The 16,821-nt window shown below is 71.4% G+C and carries 17 protein-coding genes, 1 tRNA gene and 1 pseudogene; 12 read left to right on the forward strand and 7 right to left on the reverse strand.

Features of this window, described 5'->3' with window-relative positions; all coding sequences use genetic code 11:
• Positions 1-11 precede the first annotated feature (11 nt).
• Positions 12-824 (reverse strand): SDR family NAD(P)-dependent oxidoreductase, encoded by an 813-nt coding sequence (locus tag C470_RS11360; RefSeq protein WP_049908708.1) that lies wholly within the window; start codon positions 822-824, stop codon positions 12-14.
• A 123-nt stretch (positions 825-947) separates the two neighbouring features.
• Here C470_RS11360 and C470_RS11365 point away from each other — a divergent pair, with 123 nt between their 5' ends.
• From C470_RS11365 to C470_RS11380, 4 genes are all read left to right on the forward strand, one after another.
• On the forward strand, positions 948-1,169 hold the full coding sequence (locus C470_RS11365; RefSeq protein ID WP_017344002.1) for a hypothetical protein: 222 nt from the start codon (positions 948-950) through the stop codon (positions 1,167-1,169).
• Positions 1,170-1,434: 265 nt separating this feature from the next.
• A complete protein-coding gene (locus tag C470_RS11370; protein WP_007996451.1) occupies positions 1,435-2,463 on the forward strand; it encodes an ABC transporter substrate-binding protein in 1,029 nt (342 codons plus the stop codon).
• A complete protein-coding gene (locus C470_RS11375; RefSeq protein WP_004597099.1) occupies positions 2,463-3,266 on the forward strand; it encodes an ABC transporter permease in 804 nt (267 codons plus the stop codon). The genes C470_RS11370 and C470_RS11375 overlap by 1 nt, the downstream gene beginning before the upstream one ends.
• The gene (locus tag C470_RS11380; RefSeq protein WP_008367356.1) at positions 3,254-4,081 is read left to right on the forward strand and encodes an ABC transporter ATP-binding protein; all 828 of its coding nucleotides are present in this window, start codon (positions 3,254-3,256) and stop codon (positions 4,079-4,081) included. Before C470_RS11375 ends, C470_RS11380 begins: the two co-directional genes overlap by 13 nt.
• A gap of 33 nt (positions 4,082-4,114) precedes the next feature.
• Here the strand turns inward: C470_RS11380 and C470_RS16150 are convergent, their stop codons facing one another.
• A complete protein-coding gene (locus tag C470_RS16150) occupies positions 4,115-4,273 on the reverse strand; it encodes a hypothetical protein (RefSeq protein ID WP_008367358.1) in 159 nt (52 codons plus the stop codon).
• A gap of 72 nt (positions 4,274-4,345) precedes the next feature.
• On the reverse strand, positions 4,346-4,570 hold the full coding sequence (locus C470_RS11385) for a hypothetical protein (RefSeq protein ID WP_007996452.1): 225 nt from the start codon (positions 4,568-4,570) through the stop codon (positions 4,346-4,348).
• A gap of 163 nt (positions 4,571-4,733) precedes the next feature.
• Between C470_RS11385 and C470_RS11390 the strand changes: the two genes are divergently transcribed.
• Both C470_RS11390 and C470_RS11395 read left to right on the forward strand, forming a co-directional pair.
• Positions 4,734-5,882, forward strand: a complete 1,149-nt coding sequence (locus C470_RS11390) for a BMP family lipoprotein (protein WP_008367360.1) — start codon at positions 4,734-4,736, stop codon at positions 5,880-5,882.
• A complete protein-coding gene (locus tag C470_RS11395) occupies positions 5,879-8,251 on the forward strand; it encodes a methyl-accepting chemotaxis protein (protein ID WP_004597094.1) in 2,373 nt (790 codons plus the stop codon). Before C470_RS11390 ends, C470_RS11395 begins: the two co-directional genes overlap by 4 nt.
• On the opposite strand, the gene deoC is transcribed toward C470_RS11395, so the two are convergent.
• Both deoC and C470_RS11405 read right to left on the reverse strand, forming a co-directional pair.
• Positions 8,248-8,895, reverse strand: a complete 648-nt coding sequence (gene deoC / locus C470_RS11400; RefSeq protein WP_007345301.1) for a deoxyribose-phosphate aldolase — start codon at positions 8,893-8,895, stop codon at positions 8,248-8,250. The genes C470_RS11395 and deoC overlap by 4 nt on opposite strands.
• 207 nt (positions 8,896-9,102) lie before the next feature.
• Positions 9,103-9,465: an Hsp20/alpha crystallin family protein gene (locus tag C470_RS11405; RefSeq protein WP_008367362.1), complete on the reverse strand. Its 363-nt coding sequence runs from the start codon at positions 9,463-9,465 to the stop codon at positions 9,103-9,105.
• Positions 9,466-9,708: 243 nt separating this feature from the next.
• Between C470_RS11405 and C470_RS11410 the strand changes: the two genes are divergently transcribed.
• Positions 9,709-11,049, forward strand: a complete 1,341-nt coding sequence (locus tag C470_RS11410; RefSeq protein WP_004597091.1) for an aminotransferase class III-fold pyridoxal phosphate-dependent enzyme — start codon at positions 9,709-9,711, stop codon at positions 11,047-11,049.
• 18 nt (positions 11,050-11,067) lie between these two features.
• Here C470_RS11410 and C470_RS11415 read toward each other — a convergent pair whose 3' ends face one another.
• On the reverse strand, positions 11,068-11,712 hold the full coding sequence (locus C470_RS11415; RefSeq protein ID WP_004599554.1) for a non-canonical purine NTP pyrophosphatase: 645 nt from the start codon (positions 11,710-11,712) through the stop codon (positions 11,068-11,070).
• 111 nt (positions 11,713-11,823) lie between these two features.
• On the opposite strand from C470_RS11415, the gene C470_RS11420 reads away from it, so the two are divergent.
• Positions 11,824-12,237, forward strand: coding sequence for an SHOCT domain-containing protein (locus C470_RS11420; RefSeq protein WP_004597089.1), 414 nt, complete (start codon positions 11,824-11,826; stop codon positions 12,235-12,237).
• Positions 12,238-12,250: 13 nt separating this feature from the next.
• Here the strand turns inward: C470_RS11420 and C470_RS11425 are convergent, their stop codons facing one another.
• The gene (locus tag C470_RS11425; protein WP_008367365.1) at positions 12,251-13,333 is read right to left on the reverse strand and encodes a zinc-dependent metalloprotease; all 1,083 of its coding nucleotides are present in this window, start codon (positions 13,331-13,333) and stop codon (positions 12,251-12,253) included.
• A 189-nt stretch (positions 13,334-13,522) separates the two neighbouring features.
• On the opposite strand from C470_RS11425, the gene C470_RS11430 reads away from it, so the two are divergent.
• The 4 genes and pseudogenes from C470_RS11430 to C470_RS11445 form a co-directional block, all read left to right on the forward strand.
• Positions 13,523-14,599, forward strand: a complete 1,077-nt coding sequence (locus tag C470_RS11430) for a M20/M25/M40 family metallo-hydrolase (RefSeq protein WP_008367367.1) — start codon at positions 13,523-13,525, stop codon at positions 14,597-14,599.
• Between the two features lie 94 nt (positions 14,600-14,693).
• Positions 14,694-14,768: transfer RNA gene (locus C470_RS11435), tRNA-Glu, on the forward strand.
• 137 nt (positions 14,769-14,905) lie between these two features.
• Positions 14,906-16,330, forward strand: a complete 1,425-nt coding sequence (locus tag C470_RS11440) for an APC family permease (RefSeq protein WP_008367369.1) — start codon at positions 14,906-14,908, stop codon at positions 16,328-16,330.
• A pseudogene (locus tag C470_RS11445) lies at positions 16,331-16,821 on the forward strand (universal stress protein); the annotation flags it as partial.

The raw sequence follows: 16,821 nt of genomic DNA on the forward strand, positions 1-16,821 counted from the left end.
GGGCGGGCTCCTCACCGATGGAGCAGCCGCCACAGGAGCCCACCGGGGAGCCCGGCGCGGACGAGCCGGTCGTACAGCCGGTCGGGGAGGACGCGCGCGAGCCGCGGCAGCCACCGCGCCCGGCGGCTCACGCGGTAGCGCGTCCGCGGTCGGTCCGCGGTCGTCGCGGTCACCACGCGCTCGACGACCGTCTCGACGTCGGTGGCGGCCGGCGAGTACCCCTCGAACGCGCGGTAGGCGCCGGCGTAGGGCCCGTCGGGGTCGCTCGACTCGGCCGCTGCGGCCGCTGCGGCGGCCCGCTCGTTGAACCCGGTCGGGACGGGGCCGGGCTCGACAAGCGTCACGTCGACCCCGTGCGGATCGACCTCTCGGCGGAGCGCGTCGACGTAGCCGTCGAGCCCCGCCTTCGCGGCGCTGTACGCGCCGTGGTACGGGAGCGCGACGGAGCCGACCATCGACCCGACGACGACGATCCGACCGCCGCGCTCGCGCAGCGTCGGGAGCGCCGCGGAGACCGTCACGTGGACCGCGGTCAGGTTCGTCTCCAGCTGCCGCCGGAACGCCTCCGCGGAGGTGTCCTCGACCGCCGCGATCTCGTAGCCCCCGATACAGGAGACGACCGCGTCGAGTGGGCGGTCCGCGAGCAGGTCGCTGACGGCGGCCTCGTCGCGGAGGTCGACGACGGCGGTCTCGACCGCGTCGGGCAGTCCCGCGAGGCCCGCCGCGTCGCGGTCGACCCCGAGGACGTCGTGACCGGCGGCCGCGAGCGAGCGCGCGACGCCCCCGCCGATCCCGCCGGCGGCCCCCGTCACGAGAACGTGCATGGCCGGGCGTTCGCGACGGAGTCAATAGACGGTGGCGGTTCGGCGGGCCGGCGGTTCGGCGCGATGCCGACGACCGACGACGCGCCCGAAGGCATATATCCGCCACGGGCGATTGTCGGCGTAATGTCCACCGACGAGCCGTCCGTCCCGATCGTGTGCGACGAGTGCGAGACGGAGACCCGCGTGCCGCTCGACGACCTCGCGGACGCGCTCGAGAAACACAACGCCCAGAAGCACGACGGCGAGTCCGTCGCCGAGGTCGACCCGGCGATCAAAGACCGCCTCGCCGACCTCGTCGCCGAGGACCTCGGGCTGTTCGACGAGGACGCGACCGAGCGGCCGTGAGCCCGCCCGCCGGCCGGCACCGGTGACCGGGTCGCCGCCGACAGACTCCCGCGTGCGCCCCGCGAGACCGCGACCGAGCGCTCCCGACGGGGGAACCGCACCAGCAACATTTGCGTCGTTCGATGACGAGCTCTGCTCCGAAATGTCCCTTGAAACCCGTTTTCAGTCCCGAGCGGCTGCGAATTTCGAATTCGTCGGTGTCACCGGAACGCGCTTCCGTTGCTGGTGACGCGAGGGTGTTGCCCGCGGAGCCGCTTCCATGCGTATGTACGAACCAACGCGGACAGCGTCGCGGCGGTCGTTCCTCGCGGCCGCGGGCGGAACCGCGACGGTCGGCCTCGCCGGCTGTCTCGGCGGCGGCGGTGGCGGCGGCCTCGACGAACTGACGGTCGCACACATGCCGATCTACCCGGACCTCCAGTGGTACGTGATGGAGGGCGAGGGGTACTTCTCGGAGATAGACGCCGAGGTCACCGGACAGGAGTTCGGCAACGGCCCGGACATCGTTCAGGCGCTCGGCGGCGGCGACATCGACGTCGCGATGTTCGGGATCGTCCCCGCGATGATCGCGATCGACCGCGGCATCTCGGCGCAGGTGACCGCCGCGAACATCCGCGAGCCGATGGGGATCATGGCCGAGTCGTCGTTCCACGAGACGTTCGAGCAGCAGGGCGCAGACGCGTTCGCGGCGTGGGCGGACGAGCGGGGCGAGCCGTTCACCTTCGGCACGTTCCCGCAGGGGAGCGTTCCTGACGTGCTGCTCCGCTACTGGCTCCGCGACGTCGGCGTCGATCCCGCCGAAAACGACGCCGTGGAGATCATCGAGATCAGCGGCGCCAGCTCGGTCTGGCAGGCGATCGCCAACGACGAGATCGACGGCACCTCGATCATGGAGCCGGTGCCGACCATCGCGCAGGCGGAGAACTCGTCCGTGACGATGCTCCGGACCGCCGCCGACGTGCTCCCCGGCCAGCCGGCCGCGGTCACGCTGATGAGCGACGCGGTCCGCGACTCGCCGCTCGCCGCGCAGTTCCTCGAACAGCACGTCCGCGCGACCGAGTTCATCGACGAAAACCCGGACGCGACCGCGGGCCACGTCGAGGAGGGCATCGGGATGCCGGTCGACCGCGCGCGGAAGGCGCTCGACTCGCCGCTGTCGAACTTCATCACCGATCCCAACCAGATCACCGAGGCGACGCAGGTGTTCTCCGAGTTCGCGGCCGGGAACGGCCAGATCGACGAGCAGCTGCCGAACGACCAGATATTCGACCTGGAGGTGTACGACTCGCTCTGATGGCGACCGAAACCGCATCGCCGGTCGGCGAGGGCGACGCGTTTGCGAGCGCCGGGCTCGGCGACGGCCGGCGGCTGCTCCGCGGGGCGGTCGGGGTCGCGGCGTTCCTCGTCGTCTGGCACGCCGTCTCGCTGACGCAGGACCCGTTCGTCCTCCCCTCGCCCGTCGCGGTCGCGGGGGCGTTCGCGAGCGAACTCGCCTCCGGCGACATGACGGCGGCGCTGTCCCAGAGCGTCCGCCACTGGGTCCCCGGGACGATCGCCGGGACCGGCCTCGGGGTCGCCGCCGGCGTCGCGTTCGGGTGGAGCCGCTTACTGGACGACCTGACGGCGCCGCTCGTCCGGACGCTGCGCCCGGTGCCGCCGCTCGCGCTGATCGGCTTCGCGATCGCGTGGTTCGGGATCAACGACTGGGGCGCCGCGTTCATCATCGCCGTCGGCGCGTTCTGGATCAACTTCTACGCGGCGTACGGCGCCGTGGAGGGCGTGAGCGAGGACCTCCTCGACGTGGGGCGGACGCTGGGCGTCCGCGGCGACCTCGACGCGGTCCGGTCGATCGTGCTGCCGGCGTCGCTGCCGGGGATCATGACCGGGATCCGGACGGGACTGGGCCGGTGTTGGATGCTCGTCGTCGCCTCGGAGATATTCGGCGTCCCCGGCGTCGGCCGCGAGATCATCCGCGCCAGCAACAACCTCCGCGTCGACCGGGCGATCGCGTACATCCTCGTGTTGAGCCTGATGTACCTGCTCGTCGACGTGGCGTTCCGCGCGGTCGAACGGAGGGCGTTAGCGTGGCGGGCGTGAACGGGAGCGACGCCGGCGACGCCGGCGACTCACCTGGGCGAGCCGACGGGCCGCCCGAACCCGAGGCGGCGAGCGTCGCCCTCGACGGGGTCGGCAAGACGTATCCCGGCGACGGCGGCGCGGTGCGCGCGCTCGACGACGTGTCCTTCTCGGTCGCGGACGGGGAGTTCGTTTGCCTCGTCGGTCCCTCGGGATGCGGGAAGACGACGCTGTTCCGGATCGCGGCCGGGCTGACGACGGCGACCGACGGCCGCGTCCTGCTCGACGGCACCGAGGTCACGGGCCCGACGACGGACATGGGCGTGGTGTTCCAGGAGTACCACCTGTTCCCGTGGCTGACGGTCGCGGAGAACGTCGGGTTCGGCCTCGAACGGAGCGACCGCTCGCCGGCCGAGCGCGAGGCGCGCGTCGACGAGATGCTCGACCTCGTCGGGCTGACGGAGTTCCGCGACGCCTATCCGAAGTCGCTGTCGGGCGGGATGAAACAGCGCGTCGCCATCGCCCGGTCGCTCGCCGTCGATCCGAGCCTCCTGCTGATGGACGAGCCGTTCGGCGCCGTGGACGCACAGACCCGCGAGATGCTCCAGCGGGAGCTGCTCGACGTGTGGGCCTCGACGGGGAAGACCGTCCTCTTCGTCACGCACGACGTCGCGGAGGCGGTGACGCTCGCGGACCGGATCGTCGTGATGGCCGCCGACCCGGGACGCGTCCGAGAGATCGTCGACGTCGACGTCGAGCGCCCGCGCGAGCGCGGCGACGCCGCGTTCGCGGAGTACGTCGGCCGCGTGCGAGAGCTGATCGGGGCCGGGCCGTAGTCGGCCGGGGGACGCTCCGTGGTCTCCGCCGTCTCAGCTCTCCTCGACGCTCTCCGACAGCTCGTCGACGTGGGTGCGCAGCGTCGCCAGCGTCGCGTCCGCGTCGGCGTATCCTTCGTCGTAGTCGTCGAGCGCGGCCGCGGCTCTGTCGAGGAACCGTTCCACCGCCGCGTCTGTCGGCTCGTCGGGCATACGAAACCGTCCGCCCGCGAGCGGTTTATGTCTCCCGGCGTCGAGGCCGTGGCCGCAGAACGAGTCGCCCTCTCAGCGCCGACGGAGCGCGTACGTCGTGTAGCCGACGGCGGCGACGAGCGCCGCGGACAGAAGGGTGCCGAAGACGGCCGGCGACGCGGTGACGTAATCGCCGAACGGGTTGGTCAGCGCGAACACGGCGACGATGAGCGCGAGCGAGATGGCGATGCCGACCGCGCCGAACGCCTTGAACGCCGCGTCGAGGTCGAATCCACGCGATCCCGATTGGTGGCTCATACCCCCTCGTACGGGCTCCGTATATAAACCTACCTGAGCGGATTCTCACGTCGGTGGAACGGCGGCGGCGTCCCGGGCCCCCGACGACGAACTTCTGGGTTTACTATTGGTGTTGATAATTTGCTCCGAGCGCTTTTATCTCCCTCAGGCCGACGCCGATGAGATGACAGAAACGCGGACGAAGACGCTCTCTCGCAGGCGAGTCGCCGTCGGTCTCGGCGGTGCGCTCGCGGGCGCAACGGCAGGCTGTCTCGGCGGTGATAACTCCGGGACGGCGTCGATCGATACGAACGAGACGGCGACCGAAGAGACGGACGACGTATCGGACGCGGCCGACGCCAGCGCGACGGTCGGCATGATCTACGCGCTCGGCGGGCTCGACGACCGGTCATTCAACGACGCCGCGAACAGGGGCATCCAGCGCGCTCGACTCGACTACGACGTGGCGTTCTCGAACGAGGAACCGGCATCGATGCCGGACTTCGAGACCACGCAGGCGACGCTGTCGGCCTCGGAGTCTCCCGACTACGATCTGATCTGCTGTATCGGCTTTCTCCAGGGGGACGCGCTCTCGACGGTCGCGGGGGAGTACCCGGACCAGCAGTACGCCATCGTCGACTCGGTCGTCGACCGCGACAACGTGGCGAACTACGTGTTCCGAGAACACGAGGGGTCGTTCCAAGCGGGCCATTTCGCCGGGCTGGTGACGAGCCGCGACCTCTCCGTGGGTGCCGGCTCGACGCGCCCGGACGAGCGGGCCGTCGGCTTCGTCGGCGGCGTTGACTCGGGCCTCATCCGCCGGTTCGAGGCCGGGTACCGAGCGGGAGTCGACCACGCGCCGACCGACGTGTCGGTGCGCTCCACGTACGTCGGCGCCTTCGACGACCCCGAGGCCGGATACGCCGCCGCCGCGGAGATGTACGAAGGGGGGGCCGACGTGGTGTATCACGCGGCGGGCGGCAGCGGACTCGGCGTGTTCCAAGCCGCACAGGAGTACGGCCGGTACGCGATCGGCGTCGACTCGGACCAGTCGCGGAGCAACCCGCGCTACGCCGACGTGATCCTCGCGTCGATGGTGAAACGCGTCGGGACCGCCGTCTACGACGCCACCGAGCGGACGATCGACGACTCCCTCGAGACCGGCTCGACGACGGCCCTCGGACTCGCCGAGGACGGCGTCGCGCTCGTTTACGGCACGTCGCTCGGTCCGGTCATCCCCGACGACGTGCGCGCGGCCGTCGCGGAGTCCGGCGAGCGGATCACCAGCGGCGACCTGACGGTCCCGTCCGAGCTGGAGGAGTCCGACCAATGACGGACCGGCTGACCGACCGACTGGCGCGGGCCGTCGGCGGACTCCTCCCGGACGCGGTTCGACGCCGGTACGCCGCCAAGTTCGCGCTCGCGTTCCTCGTCGTCGCCGCGGTCGTCGTCGCGGGCGGCGCGTTCACCTACCTCCAGACCGAACAGACCGTCGAATCGGACGCGACGGCGCAGCTGGCCGAGACCAGCGGCCTCCAGGCCGACGCCATCGGCTCATGGACCGAGCGAATGAGCACGGAAACTCGGTCGATGTCGGCGGCCGACGCCCTGCGCTCCGACCGACGGGCGCCGGCGTACGTGCTGTTGAAAGACCAGCTCCTGTCGGACGACATCGTCAGCATTCACCTCGTCGACGCGAGCGAGGACCGAGTGGTGGCCAGTACGGAACGGCCGCTCGAGGGGCGCGCCCCGAGCGAGTTGGACGCCCCGTGGAGCGACGCCGACGTGCCGGAAGGGGTCGGCGAGGACGACCGCGTCTGGCGGTCGGTCCGCTCGTACCGGTCGCCCGTGCTCAACGACCGACCGGTGATGGCGTTCGCCAGCTCCGTGCCGCGGGCGGACGGCCGGTACCTCGTCGTCGTGACCCGGATCCAGCCGCAGCTCGAACGGATCCAGAACACCGACACCGGCGAGGAGACGACGATCCTCAACGCCGCGGGACAGACCGTCCTCGACATCGACCGGACCGTCGACGGGGAGCGACACGCCGACAAGGTCGAGGCGATCCGGCAGGGCAACGCGACGACGGCGAGCCAGATCGGCGACGACCGGGTGTACGCGTACGCGTCCGTCCCGGACACCGACTGGGTGGCCGTGACGAGCGTCGACCAGTCGACGGCGTTCGCGGTCCGGAACGACGTTGGCAACTCCGTGTTGCTCCTCATCTTGCTCACTCTCGCGTCGCTGGGCGCCGTCGGCGTCGTGTTGGGGAGCCGGACCGTCATGCCGCTCGCCCGGCTCCGAGACCGCGCGGAGCAGATCGAGTCCGGAGAGCTCGACGTCGATCTCTCGACCGGCCGGATCGACGAGATCGGCCGCCTGTTCACGAGCTTCGGCGCGATGCGCGACGCGCTCCGCGAGCGGATCGCCGAGGCCGAGACCGCCGCCAACGAGGCCGAGGAAGCGCGGCGGGAGGCCGAGGCCGTCACCCGCGACATGGAGGCCCGCGCGGCCGACTACAGCGAGGTGATGGGCGCGGTCGCGGACGGCGACCTCACCCAGCGGATGGACCCCGACGCTGACCGGGAGGCGATGCGCGAGATCGCCTCGGAGTTCAACGGCATGGTGGCACAGCTCGAACGGACGACCGCACGGGTCGCCGCCTTCGCCGGCGAGGTCGACTCGGCGAGCGCGGACCTCGCGGCCGGCGCCGACGAGGTCGAGACCGCGAGCGGGACCGTCAGCGAGCAGATCCAGGAGATCGCCGACGGCGCGGTGCGACAGGACGAGCGGCTCGACGCGGTGAGCAGCGAGATGAGCGACCTCTCCGCCAGCATCGAGGAGGTGGCGTCGTCGGCCGCGTCCGTCGCCGAGACGGCCGAGGCCGCCGCCGAGCAGGGGTCGAGCGGCCGCGAGGCCGCCGCCGAGGCGCTCGACGAGATGGACGCGATCGAGGAGCGCTCCGCGGCCGCGGTCGAGCAGATGGAGTCGCTCGACGAGCGGATGGACGAGATCGACGAGGTCGTCGAGTTCATCACCGACGTGGCCGAGCAGACGAATATCCTCGCGCTGAACGCCTCCATCGAGGCCGCCCGCGCCGGCGAGGCGGGCGAGGGCTTCGCGGTCGTCGCCGACGAGGTCAAGGACCTCGCCGAGGAGACGCAGGAGGCCGCCGCCGAGATCGAATCGCAGATCGAGGCCGTCCGCGAGGAGGCCGACGAGACCGTCGACGACATCCGCGAGACGAACGCGCGGATCGACGAGGGCTCCGACACCGTTCGGGAGGCGTCGTCGTCGCTCGAAGCCGTCGTCGACGCCGTCGAGGAGACGAACCACGGCGTTCAGGAGATCAGCGAGGCGGCCGAGGACCAGGCCCGGTCGACCCAGCGCGCGGTCGAGGGGGTCGAGGACGTCGCCGAGGTGAGCGGCGAGGTCGCCGCCGGGTCCGAACAGGTGTCCGCGGCCGCCGAGGAACAGACGGCGACCGTCACCACCATCGCGGAGAACGCCGACCGACTCCGGGGACAGGCCGAGGCGCTCTCGGCGTCCGTCTCGGCCTTCGAGGTCGACGTGGACCAGGACGATATCGAGGACGCCGACCCCGGCGACGACGCGAGCCGGCCGGACGCCGACGACCCGGCGACGGGCGACGGTCTCGCCGCCGACGGCGACGGCCGGAACGCGTCGCCGGACGACCGCTAGTCCCCGCTTTCGGGGTGTCCCTCGACGATGGCGACGCCGGAGGAGGCGCCGATCCGGACCGCGCCCGCGTCGAGCATGTCGACCGCTTCCTCGTAGGAGCCGACGCCGCCGGACGCCTTCACCGGGAGGTACTCGCTCATCAGTTCGACGTCCGAGAGCGTCGCGCCGCCGTCGGCGAAGCCGGTCGAGGTCTTCACCATGTCCGCGTCGGCGGCCACGGCGGCCTCGCAGGCGCGGCGCTTCTCGGCGTCGTCGAGCAGCGCGGTCTCGATGATCACCTTCACCGGGACCGGCACGGCCGCGACGACGTCCGCGAGCTCGTCGGCGACCGCGCCGTCGTCGCCCGCCTTCAGCCGGCCGACGTTGATCACGAGGTCGATCTCGTCGGCGCCTGCCTCCCATGCCGCGACCGCTTCGTCGCGTTTGACCTCGGGCGCGTGCTGGCCGTGCGGGAACCCGACCACGGTGGCGATCGCCTCGGGATCGGCCTCGTACGCGACCGCCTCGGTGACGTAACACGGCGGGATACAGGCGTTCATCCCGTGGGCGGCGGCCTCGTCGAGAACGGTCCGCACGTCTGCCGGGGTCGTCTCGGGGCCGAGAACGGTGTGGTCGATGCTGGCGGCGAACTCCTCGCGGTTCATGCCTCGTCCGTGGCGGCGGAGTACAAAAGGCGTGCGGGGTCGGGGCGCTCCCTCCGAGACGACGCGATCGGTCGAAAGAGCGAACGGGATCGGAAAGCGGGAACGCGGTCGAAAAACGAGTGACGGAACGCGAAGGGGGCGACCGGCACCGCGCCGGTCGCTCGAAACGGGGGTCGGAGACCGAAGCGGTCGCGACCGAGGGCGCGGTCAGCCCTCGATTTCGATCTCCCTGCCGGAGACGGCGCTCTCGACGGTCACGGGGAGCCGGACCGTCAGGATGCCGTTCCGGTACTCGGCCTCGATGCCGTCCTCGTCGATCGCCTTCGGGAACCGGAACCGCCGGTGGTACGTCCGACGGGTCCCGCGCCGCTCGTCCTCGTGTTCGCCGGCGACGTTGAGCACGCCGTCGTTCCACGAGGCGGTGATCTCCGCGGGGTCGAACCCGGGGAGTTCGACCGAGAGGACGAACTCGCCGTCCTCCTCGTACAGTTCGTAGTCGTTGCTACCGGGTTCGAACAGTCGGCTCGGGAAGTCGAGTCCTTGCGTCCACGTGTTCGCCGGTTCGAGCATGGGCATTGCTGACCACCTCGAACTCAGCTGTCACTATGGTTGCGATTCTATAAAATCTGTCGAATAATGTGGGTATATAACATTCTCACCCGGTCACGACCCGGTCTCGGACGCTTCGCCCGCGGCGTCGACGGGGGTCGAGACGCTCGCCCTCGTAGCCCGGTCGACGGCGCGCTGTTGAATATTTCTCCAACGTTCTCGCGATCGCCCCGGATTTATTTCACCTGCGTGCCACCACGGCGCATGGATCGCGACACCGCCACGCCCGCCGTCGCAGACCTCCCCGGCGAGCGCGCTCGCGAGTGGGTCGACTACCACCACGAGTCGGCCGCGCCGAGCACCTACGTCTACGAGTTCGTCTGGGACCGCACCGCGCCCGCCGAGGGCCCGTTCTGTACCGACGTCGACGGCAACGTCCTCATGGACTTCACGAGCCACGTCGCCGCCGCGCCGCTCGGGTACAACAACCCGCTGATCATGGACCGGCTCGAAGAGTTCGACCTCGTCGACCCGCTGAAGATCGCCGGGCAGGACTTCTACGCCGCGGGCGGCCCGACGCCGGACGACGGGATCCCCGGCGCCTCGGGGCTCATGGACCGCCTGACGGATCTGACGAGCCACTACGACATGGACACCGTCTTCCTCTCGAACTCAGGGGCGGAGGCGGTCGAGAACGCGATCAAGATCGCCTACGACGAGTCGGACGGCGCGAAGTACGCGATCACCTTCGACGGGGCGTTCCACGGCCGCACGCTGGGCGCGCTCTCGCTCAACCGCTCGAAGGCGGTGTACCGCCGCGACTTCCCCGAGGTCAGCGGCGTGATGGAGATGCCGTACTGCGACGACCGAACCTGCTCGCCCGAGACCTGCTCGTGCGGCTTCTTCGCGGACGGCGTCTCGCGGCTCCGGAAGAAGCTCGACCCGAAGCGGGGGAACGTCCACCCGGACGACGTGGCCTACCTGATCATGGAACCGATCCAGGGCGAGGGCGGCTACCGGTTCCCCTCCGAGGCGTTCACGGACGAGATCGCGGCGATCACCGACGAACACGACATCACCCTGATCGCCGACGAGATCCAGTCTGGCGTCGGTCGCACCGGCGAGATGTGGGGCTCCGACCACTACGCGTACGACCCCGACGTGATCGCGAGCGCGAAGGGGCTCCGCGTCGGCGCGACCGTCTCGCGGAGCGACGTGTTCCCCGAGGAGACCGGCCGGCTCTCCTCGACGTGGGGCGCCGGCGACCTGATCGCCTCGGCGCAGGGCGCGCTCACGCTCGACGCCATCGAGGAGGCGGACCTCATGGACAACGCCGTCGTCCGCGGGCGACAGTTCAAAGAGACGATACGCGACGCCGACCTCGGTCCCGTCGAGGACGTCCGCGGGAAGGGGCTCCTGCTCGCCGTCGAGTTCGACACGAAGGAGCGCCGAGACGCGGTCGTCGAGAACGCCTTCGAGCGCGGCCTCCTCACGCTCGCGTGCGGCCACAAGGTCCTCCGGATCCTCCCGCCGCTCGACGTCACCGAACGCGAGATCGACCTCGGCTGCGACCTGCTCGCGGCCGCGATCGAGGGCGCGGCGTAGGTTCGCCGTCGTCGCTCGCTACCGGTCCGCGTACCACTCCGCGAACTTTTCCAAGGCGCGGCCGCGGTGTGACACCGCGTTCTTCCGGTCGGTGTCCATCTCCGCGAACGTCTCGCCGTCGTGTTCGAAGATCGGGTCGTAGCCGAACCCGCCGTCGCCCCGCGGCGCGACGATCCGGCCCGGGACGTACCCCTCGAACAGCTTGACCGGGAGGGGGTCGGTCCCGTCGGATCCTCCCGCTCCGCGCTCCTCGTCCGGGCCCGCCGCCGCGGCCGCGTCGCGGTCGCCCCGGTCCACGGGGTCGGGGCTCGCGGCGAACCCCTCGCCGTCGCAGTAGCCGAGCACGCACCGGAAGGCGGCGCGGCGGTCGTCGAGGTCGGCGGCGATCTCGTGGACGCGCTCGATCCCGAGGGTGTCCTCGACGTACGACGAGTACGGGCCCGGGAAGCCGTCGAGCCCCTCGACGAACAGCCCCGCGTCGTCGACGAGGACGGGCGCGTCCGCGTGGCGGTACGCCTCGCGGGCCCCCCGGGCCGCGATCGGGCCGAGCTCGTCGGCTTGGACCTCCGCGTAGTCGAAGTCGAGCCGCTCCACCGAGCCGTCCGGGAGGTACCGCTCCGCCTCGCGTACCTTCCCGGGGTTCGTCGTCACGTACCTGAGCACGGATCGCCGTGGGCGCGCGCCCGAGGAATAGGCGTCGGTCGCGGGCGGGCGGCGGCGGACCGCCCGCCGCGCGCCAGTACGTTTTTGTCAACGCACCGGAATCCGTTGCGTATGGCCCTCCCTACGTTCGAGAAGAAGCGACTCATCGGGCTCATCGCGATCCTGTCGTTCGGGCTCACATCGCTGTCCGCCGTCCTCCTCCCGGCTCCGCTCGTGACGCTGGGGCCGGCCCTGTTCATCACCGGCTTCTTCATCCTCATCCCGCTGGTGTTGGTGCTCGGCGAGCAGTTCCCGCTCGTTGCGTCCGACGAGGACGACGCGGCCTCTGCGACCGCCGAACGGCCGGTGGCGGCGCTGCGCGACCGCTACGCGAGCGGCGAGATAGACGAGGCGGAGTTCGAACGCCGGCTCGACCGCCTGCTCGCGACCGAGGACCTCGACGAGCGGTTCGACCAGGTCGAGTCCGACGGGACGGGGTCCGTCGAGGCCGGCGACCACCGGGAGCGCGACCTCGAACTGGAGTGAGTCGCCGCGCGGCTCAGGGGTCGACGCGGACGAGCCACGCCTCGGGGTCGTCGATCTCTCCGGCGGTCGGGAGGTTCTCGGCGCGCTCCCAGACGGCGCCCGCGGCCTCGACGCCGCGCGCGTCGGCGACGTGCCGGAAGAAGGCGGCGCCGCGCTCGTACTGCCGCCGCTTGAGGCCGAGGCCGAGCAGGCGCCGCGCGAGCCGTCGGACGGGACCGCCCCCGCCGCGGCGCTCGTCGAGCTTCCGTCGGAGGTCCGCGTACTCGCCGTCGAACGCGCGGTCCATCAGCACCTCGGCGTACCCCTCGACCGCGGTCATCGCGGTCTGGAGCTCCGCGAACGCATCGGGGTCGAGCCCGCGGCCGGTCATTCCCTCGACGCCGCCGACCATCCCCTCGACGCCGCGCTCGACGCGCGACTCCAGGTACTTCGGCAGCCACGGCGCCGCGCCGAACTCGGCGGCGTGGGTCACCTCGTGGAACGCGATCCACCGGCGGAACCGGGGGTAGTCGACGTCGAGCGCGCTCGCGACAGCGACGATGTTCGGATGGACGAAGTAGAGCCCGTGGTCGGCGTCCGGCTCGTCGGCCAGCAGGAGCGGGTCGTACTGGCCGAGGACGTTTCGCGCGAGGAAGCCCAGCGCGAACGCCATCGACCCCGTGTTGGCGACCCGCGAGAGGTCCTGTGCGAAGGCGGCGCCGGCCGCGGGTCCGCCCGGTCCGGGCGCGCTGTCCGGCATCACGTCGATCGAATCGGTTCCGGGGTTCCCGACCGCTCCGGCCTCCGCGCCGTCGCCGGCCGCGGCCGCCTCGATCGGGTCCATCACGCGCCGGAAGGTACCGACGCTCGCGTCGATCCAGTGGTGGCGGTTCTGCACCTCGACGGTGTCGGGGACGTCGAACTCGATCCCGGCCACCTCGGCCAGCCGCGAGCGCGCGTCGCGGACGTCGGCGGCGTACCCCGCGCGCTCCGCGTCGGAGAGCGCGATCGACCCGGGGTCCGTGGCGTCCTTCGCGGCCGCCGCGGCCCGGTCCCAGTCGACGACGCCCGGCCCCTCGGCCTCGGCGACGGTCCGGACGCTTCGGAGGATGTCCATACGGATCCGACGGGCGGCCGCCCCAAAGCGCTTGTGTCGACCGGTCCCCGCGCCGACGGGCTCGCCGCGACCCCCAGCGCTGAGAGCGCGGCGTCGAAGGTCCCGGCAACGAGGGTCCCGGCGCCGAGGGCCCCGGCGCCGAGCGCGGACACCGACGTTTTCTTGTCGGCCGCCCCACAGCCTCGGAGCATGGACGACGAGCGCAGCGCGTTCCTCGACGACCTCCTCGCGACGCCGAGCCCCTCGGGCTTCGAGACGGCCGTCCAGCGGGTCTGGACCGACTACGCCCGCGAGTTTGCCGACCGGGTCGACACCGACGCGTACGGCAACGCCGTCGCGGTCCACGAGGGCGACCCCGACGCGCCGGCGATCGCCGTCACCGGCCACGCCGACGAGATCGGGTTCATCGTCCGCGACGTGCTCGACGACGGCTTCCTCCGGATCGGCCGGATCGGCGGCTCCGACCGCACCGTCTCGAAGGGCCAGCACGTCACGGTCCACGCCGACGAGCCGGTCCAGGGCGTCGTCGGCCAGACGGCGATCCACCTGCGGGACGAGGCCGACGACGAGTACGAGGACGTCGCGTCCCAGTTCGTCGACATCGGCGCCGAGGACGCCGACGAGGCGCGCGCCCACGTCGAGGTCGGCGACCCCGTCACGTTCTCGACGGGCCGCCGCGACCTCGTCGGGGACCGGATCGCCGCCCGCGGGGCCGACAACCGGGCCGGCGCGTGGGCGGCCGCTGAGGGGCTCCGCCGCGCCGCCGCGGCCGATGTCGACGCCACCGTCTACGCCGTCTCGACCGTTCAGGAGGAGGTCGGACTCCAGGGCGCGCGGATGGTCGGGGTCGACCTCGACGACGTCGACGCGTTCGTCGCGGTCGACGTCACCCACGCGACCGACAACCCGGACGTCGACCGCGAGCGACGCGGTCCGATCGAGCTCGGCGCCGGTCCGGTGATCGGTCGGGGCAGCGCGAACCACCCGGTCCTCGTCGACCTCGCACGCGACGCGGCCGAGGACGCCGGCGTCGAGGTCCAGCTCCAGGCGGCCGGCATCCGCACCGGCACCGACGCGGACGCGTTCTACACCGCCCGGGGCGGCGTGCCCGCGCTCAACGTCTCGATCCCGAACCGGTACATGCACACGCCGGTCGAGGTGATCGACACCGGGGACCTCGACGCGGTCGCCGACCTCCTCGCCGCGATCGGCGCGGCGGCGGGCGATCTCGACGCGGCGGAGTCGCCGTTCGCCGTCGACGTCTGAGCGCGCCTCGCCACGACAAACCGGGGCACGGCGGCGTCAAAACGGAACTGTTTTACTACCGTCTTTCCTACCGTAGATTGCGACGAACGGACGTGCTCTGGTGGTGTAGTCCGGCCAATCATATCACCCTCTCACGGTGATGACCTGGGTTCAAATCCCAGCCGGAGCATTTCTCCCACGACGCGACCAACCGACGAGGAGTCCCATCGTCGCTTCGATCGCGCCCGCCGAACCGCGTCGCCCGGCTTCGGTCGGGTCGGTACGGCTCCCCACACTTATCCGAAGGCCGGCCGTCCACCGACACAGATGCCCGACGAGCCGAGCGGCCGTAACCTCGACGGCGACGCCCCGGTCGCGGAGTCGGTCGTCGAGACCGAGTCGGCGACGATCACCGACGACGCCGAGCTCGAACGCACCATCGGGCTGACCGGCGGCCTCGCGATCGGGATCGGGACGATGATCGGCGCCGGGATCTTCGTGTTCCCCGGGCTCGCGGGCGGAGCGATCGGGACCGCGGCGGCCGCCTCGTTCGCCGTCGGCGGGGTGATCGCGCTCCTCGTCGCGCTCCCGACCTCCGAGCTCGCGACGGCGATGCCGCGGAGCGGCGGCGGCTACTACTTCATCTCGCGGGGGCTCGGGACGCTCGCCGGGACCGTCATCGGCCTTTCGCTGTGGCTCGGGCTCGTGTTCGCGACCGCCTTCTACCTCGTCGGGCTCGGCTACTACGCGCTCGACGCGCTCGCGCAGGTGGGGCTCGCGGTCGGCGCCGGTTCGGACGCGATCGTCTCCGTCATCGCCGTCCTCGCCGGGGTCGCGTTCACCGTCCTGAACGTCACGGGAACCGAGAACGCCGCCAAGCTCCAGAACGGGATCGTCGCGCTCCTGCTCTCGATGCTGGTCGCGTTCCTCGGGTTCGGCCTGCTGGAGGCGTTCGGGGTCGTCGCCGCCGACACGCCGCCCGGGCAGGCCGCGAACGTCTGGGGTGCCGGACCGGTCCTCTCGGTCGCCGCGCTCGTGTTCACCTCCTACCTCGGGTTCGCGCAGGTGGCGACTGTGGCCGGGGAGATGAAAGACCCCGGTCGGAACCTCCCGCTCGCGATGGTCGGCTCCGTGGTGATCGTCACGGTCCTGTACGTGCTGACCATCTTCGTCGCGACGAACATCTTCACGCGGGACGCGCTGCTCGCCGCCGGCGAGACCGCGATGGTCGAGGTCGGCCGCGCGCTGCTCGGCCCGGCCGGGGCGCTCGTGATCATCGTCGGCGGACTGTTGGCGACGATGTCGTCGGCGAACGCCTCGATCCTCAGCACCTCGCGGGCGATCTACGGCGTCTCGAAGGACGCGCTCCTCCCGCGGTGGGCGAGCCGGATCAACCTGCGGTACGGCACGCCGCACGTCGCCCTCGGCATGGCCGGCGGTCCCGTCGTCGTCCTCGCGGCGACCGGACAGGTCCAGCTGCTCGCCGAGGTCGCCTCCTTCCTCCACCTGATCATGTACGGGCTGATGTGCGTCGCGCTCGTCGCCATCCGCCGGGACCGGCCCGCGTGGTACGACCCCGACTTCGTCGTGCCCGGGGGGCCCGTTATCCCGGTCCTCGGCGCGCTCGCCAGCTTCGGGCTGATCGCGTTCATGAACCGGCTCTCGATCCTCGTCGGGATCGCGGTCATCGCCGCCACGGCCGGGTGGTACTTCTATTACGCCCGCGACGTGTCGCTCAAGGGGGCCCTGTAAATGACACGCGTACTCGTACCCGTCGCGGTGCTCGAGGGAGGGAGCGTCTCGCCCGGCCTGATATCGCTGCTCGGCGCCGTCGACGTCACCGTGCTCGGCTACCACGTCCTGCCGGAGCAGACGCCGCCGGACCAGGCCCGGCTCCAGTTCGGGGAGCGCGCGACGTCCGCCCTGGAGGACATCAGTCAGGAGTTCGCGGCCGCGGGCGGCGCGGCCGACCACCGGCTCGTGTTCACCCACGACCGCGAGCAGACGATCGAGCGGGTGACCGACGAGGTCGACGCCGACGCGTTCGCCGTCCCCGGAACGACCGGCGACGTCGACCGGGTCCTGGTGTCGCTTTCGGGCGACGTCGACGCCGACCGGATCCTCTCGTTCGTCGGTGCGCTCGTCGGCGACCGCGACATCGGCGTCACCCTGTTCCTCGCGGCGGGAGCCGGAGTGCCCGACGACGACGCCGCAGACGCCGCCGCGTCCGAGAGCCCCGCTCC

Origin of the sequence: Halorubrum distributum JCM 13561 (genome assembly GCF_000337395.1) — an archaeon.
Classification (GTDB): domain Archaea; phylum Halobacteriota; class Halobacteria; order Halobacteriales; family Haloferacaceae; genus Halorubrum; species Halorubrum distributum.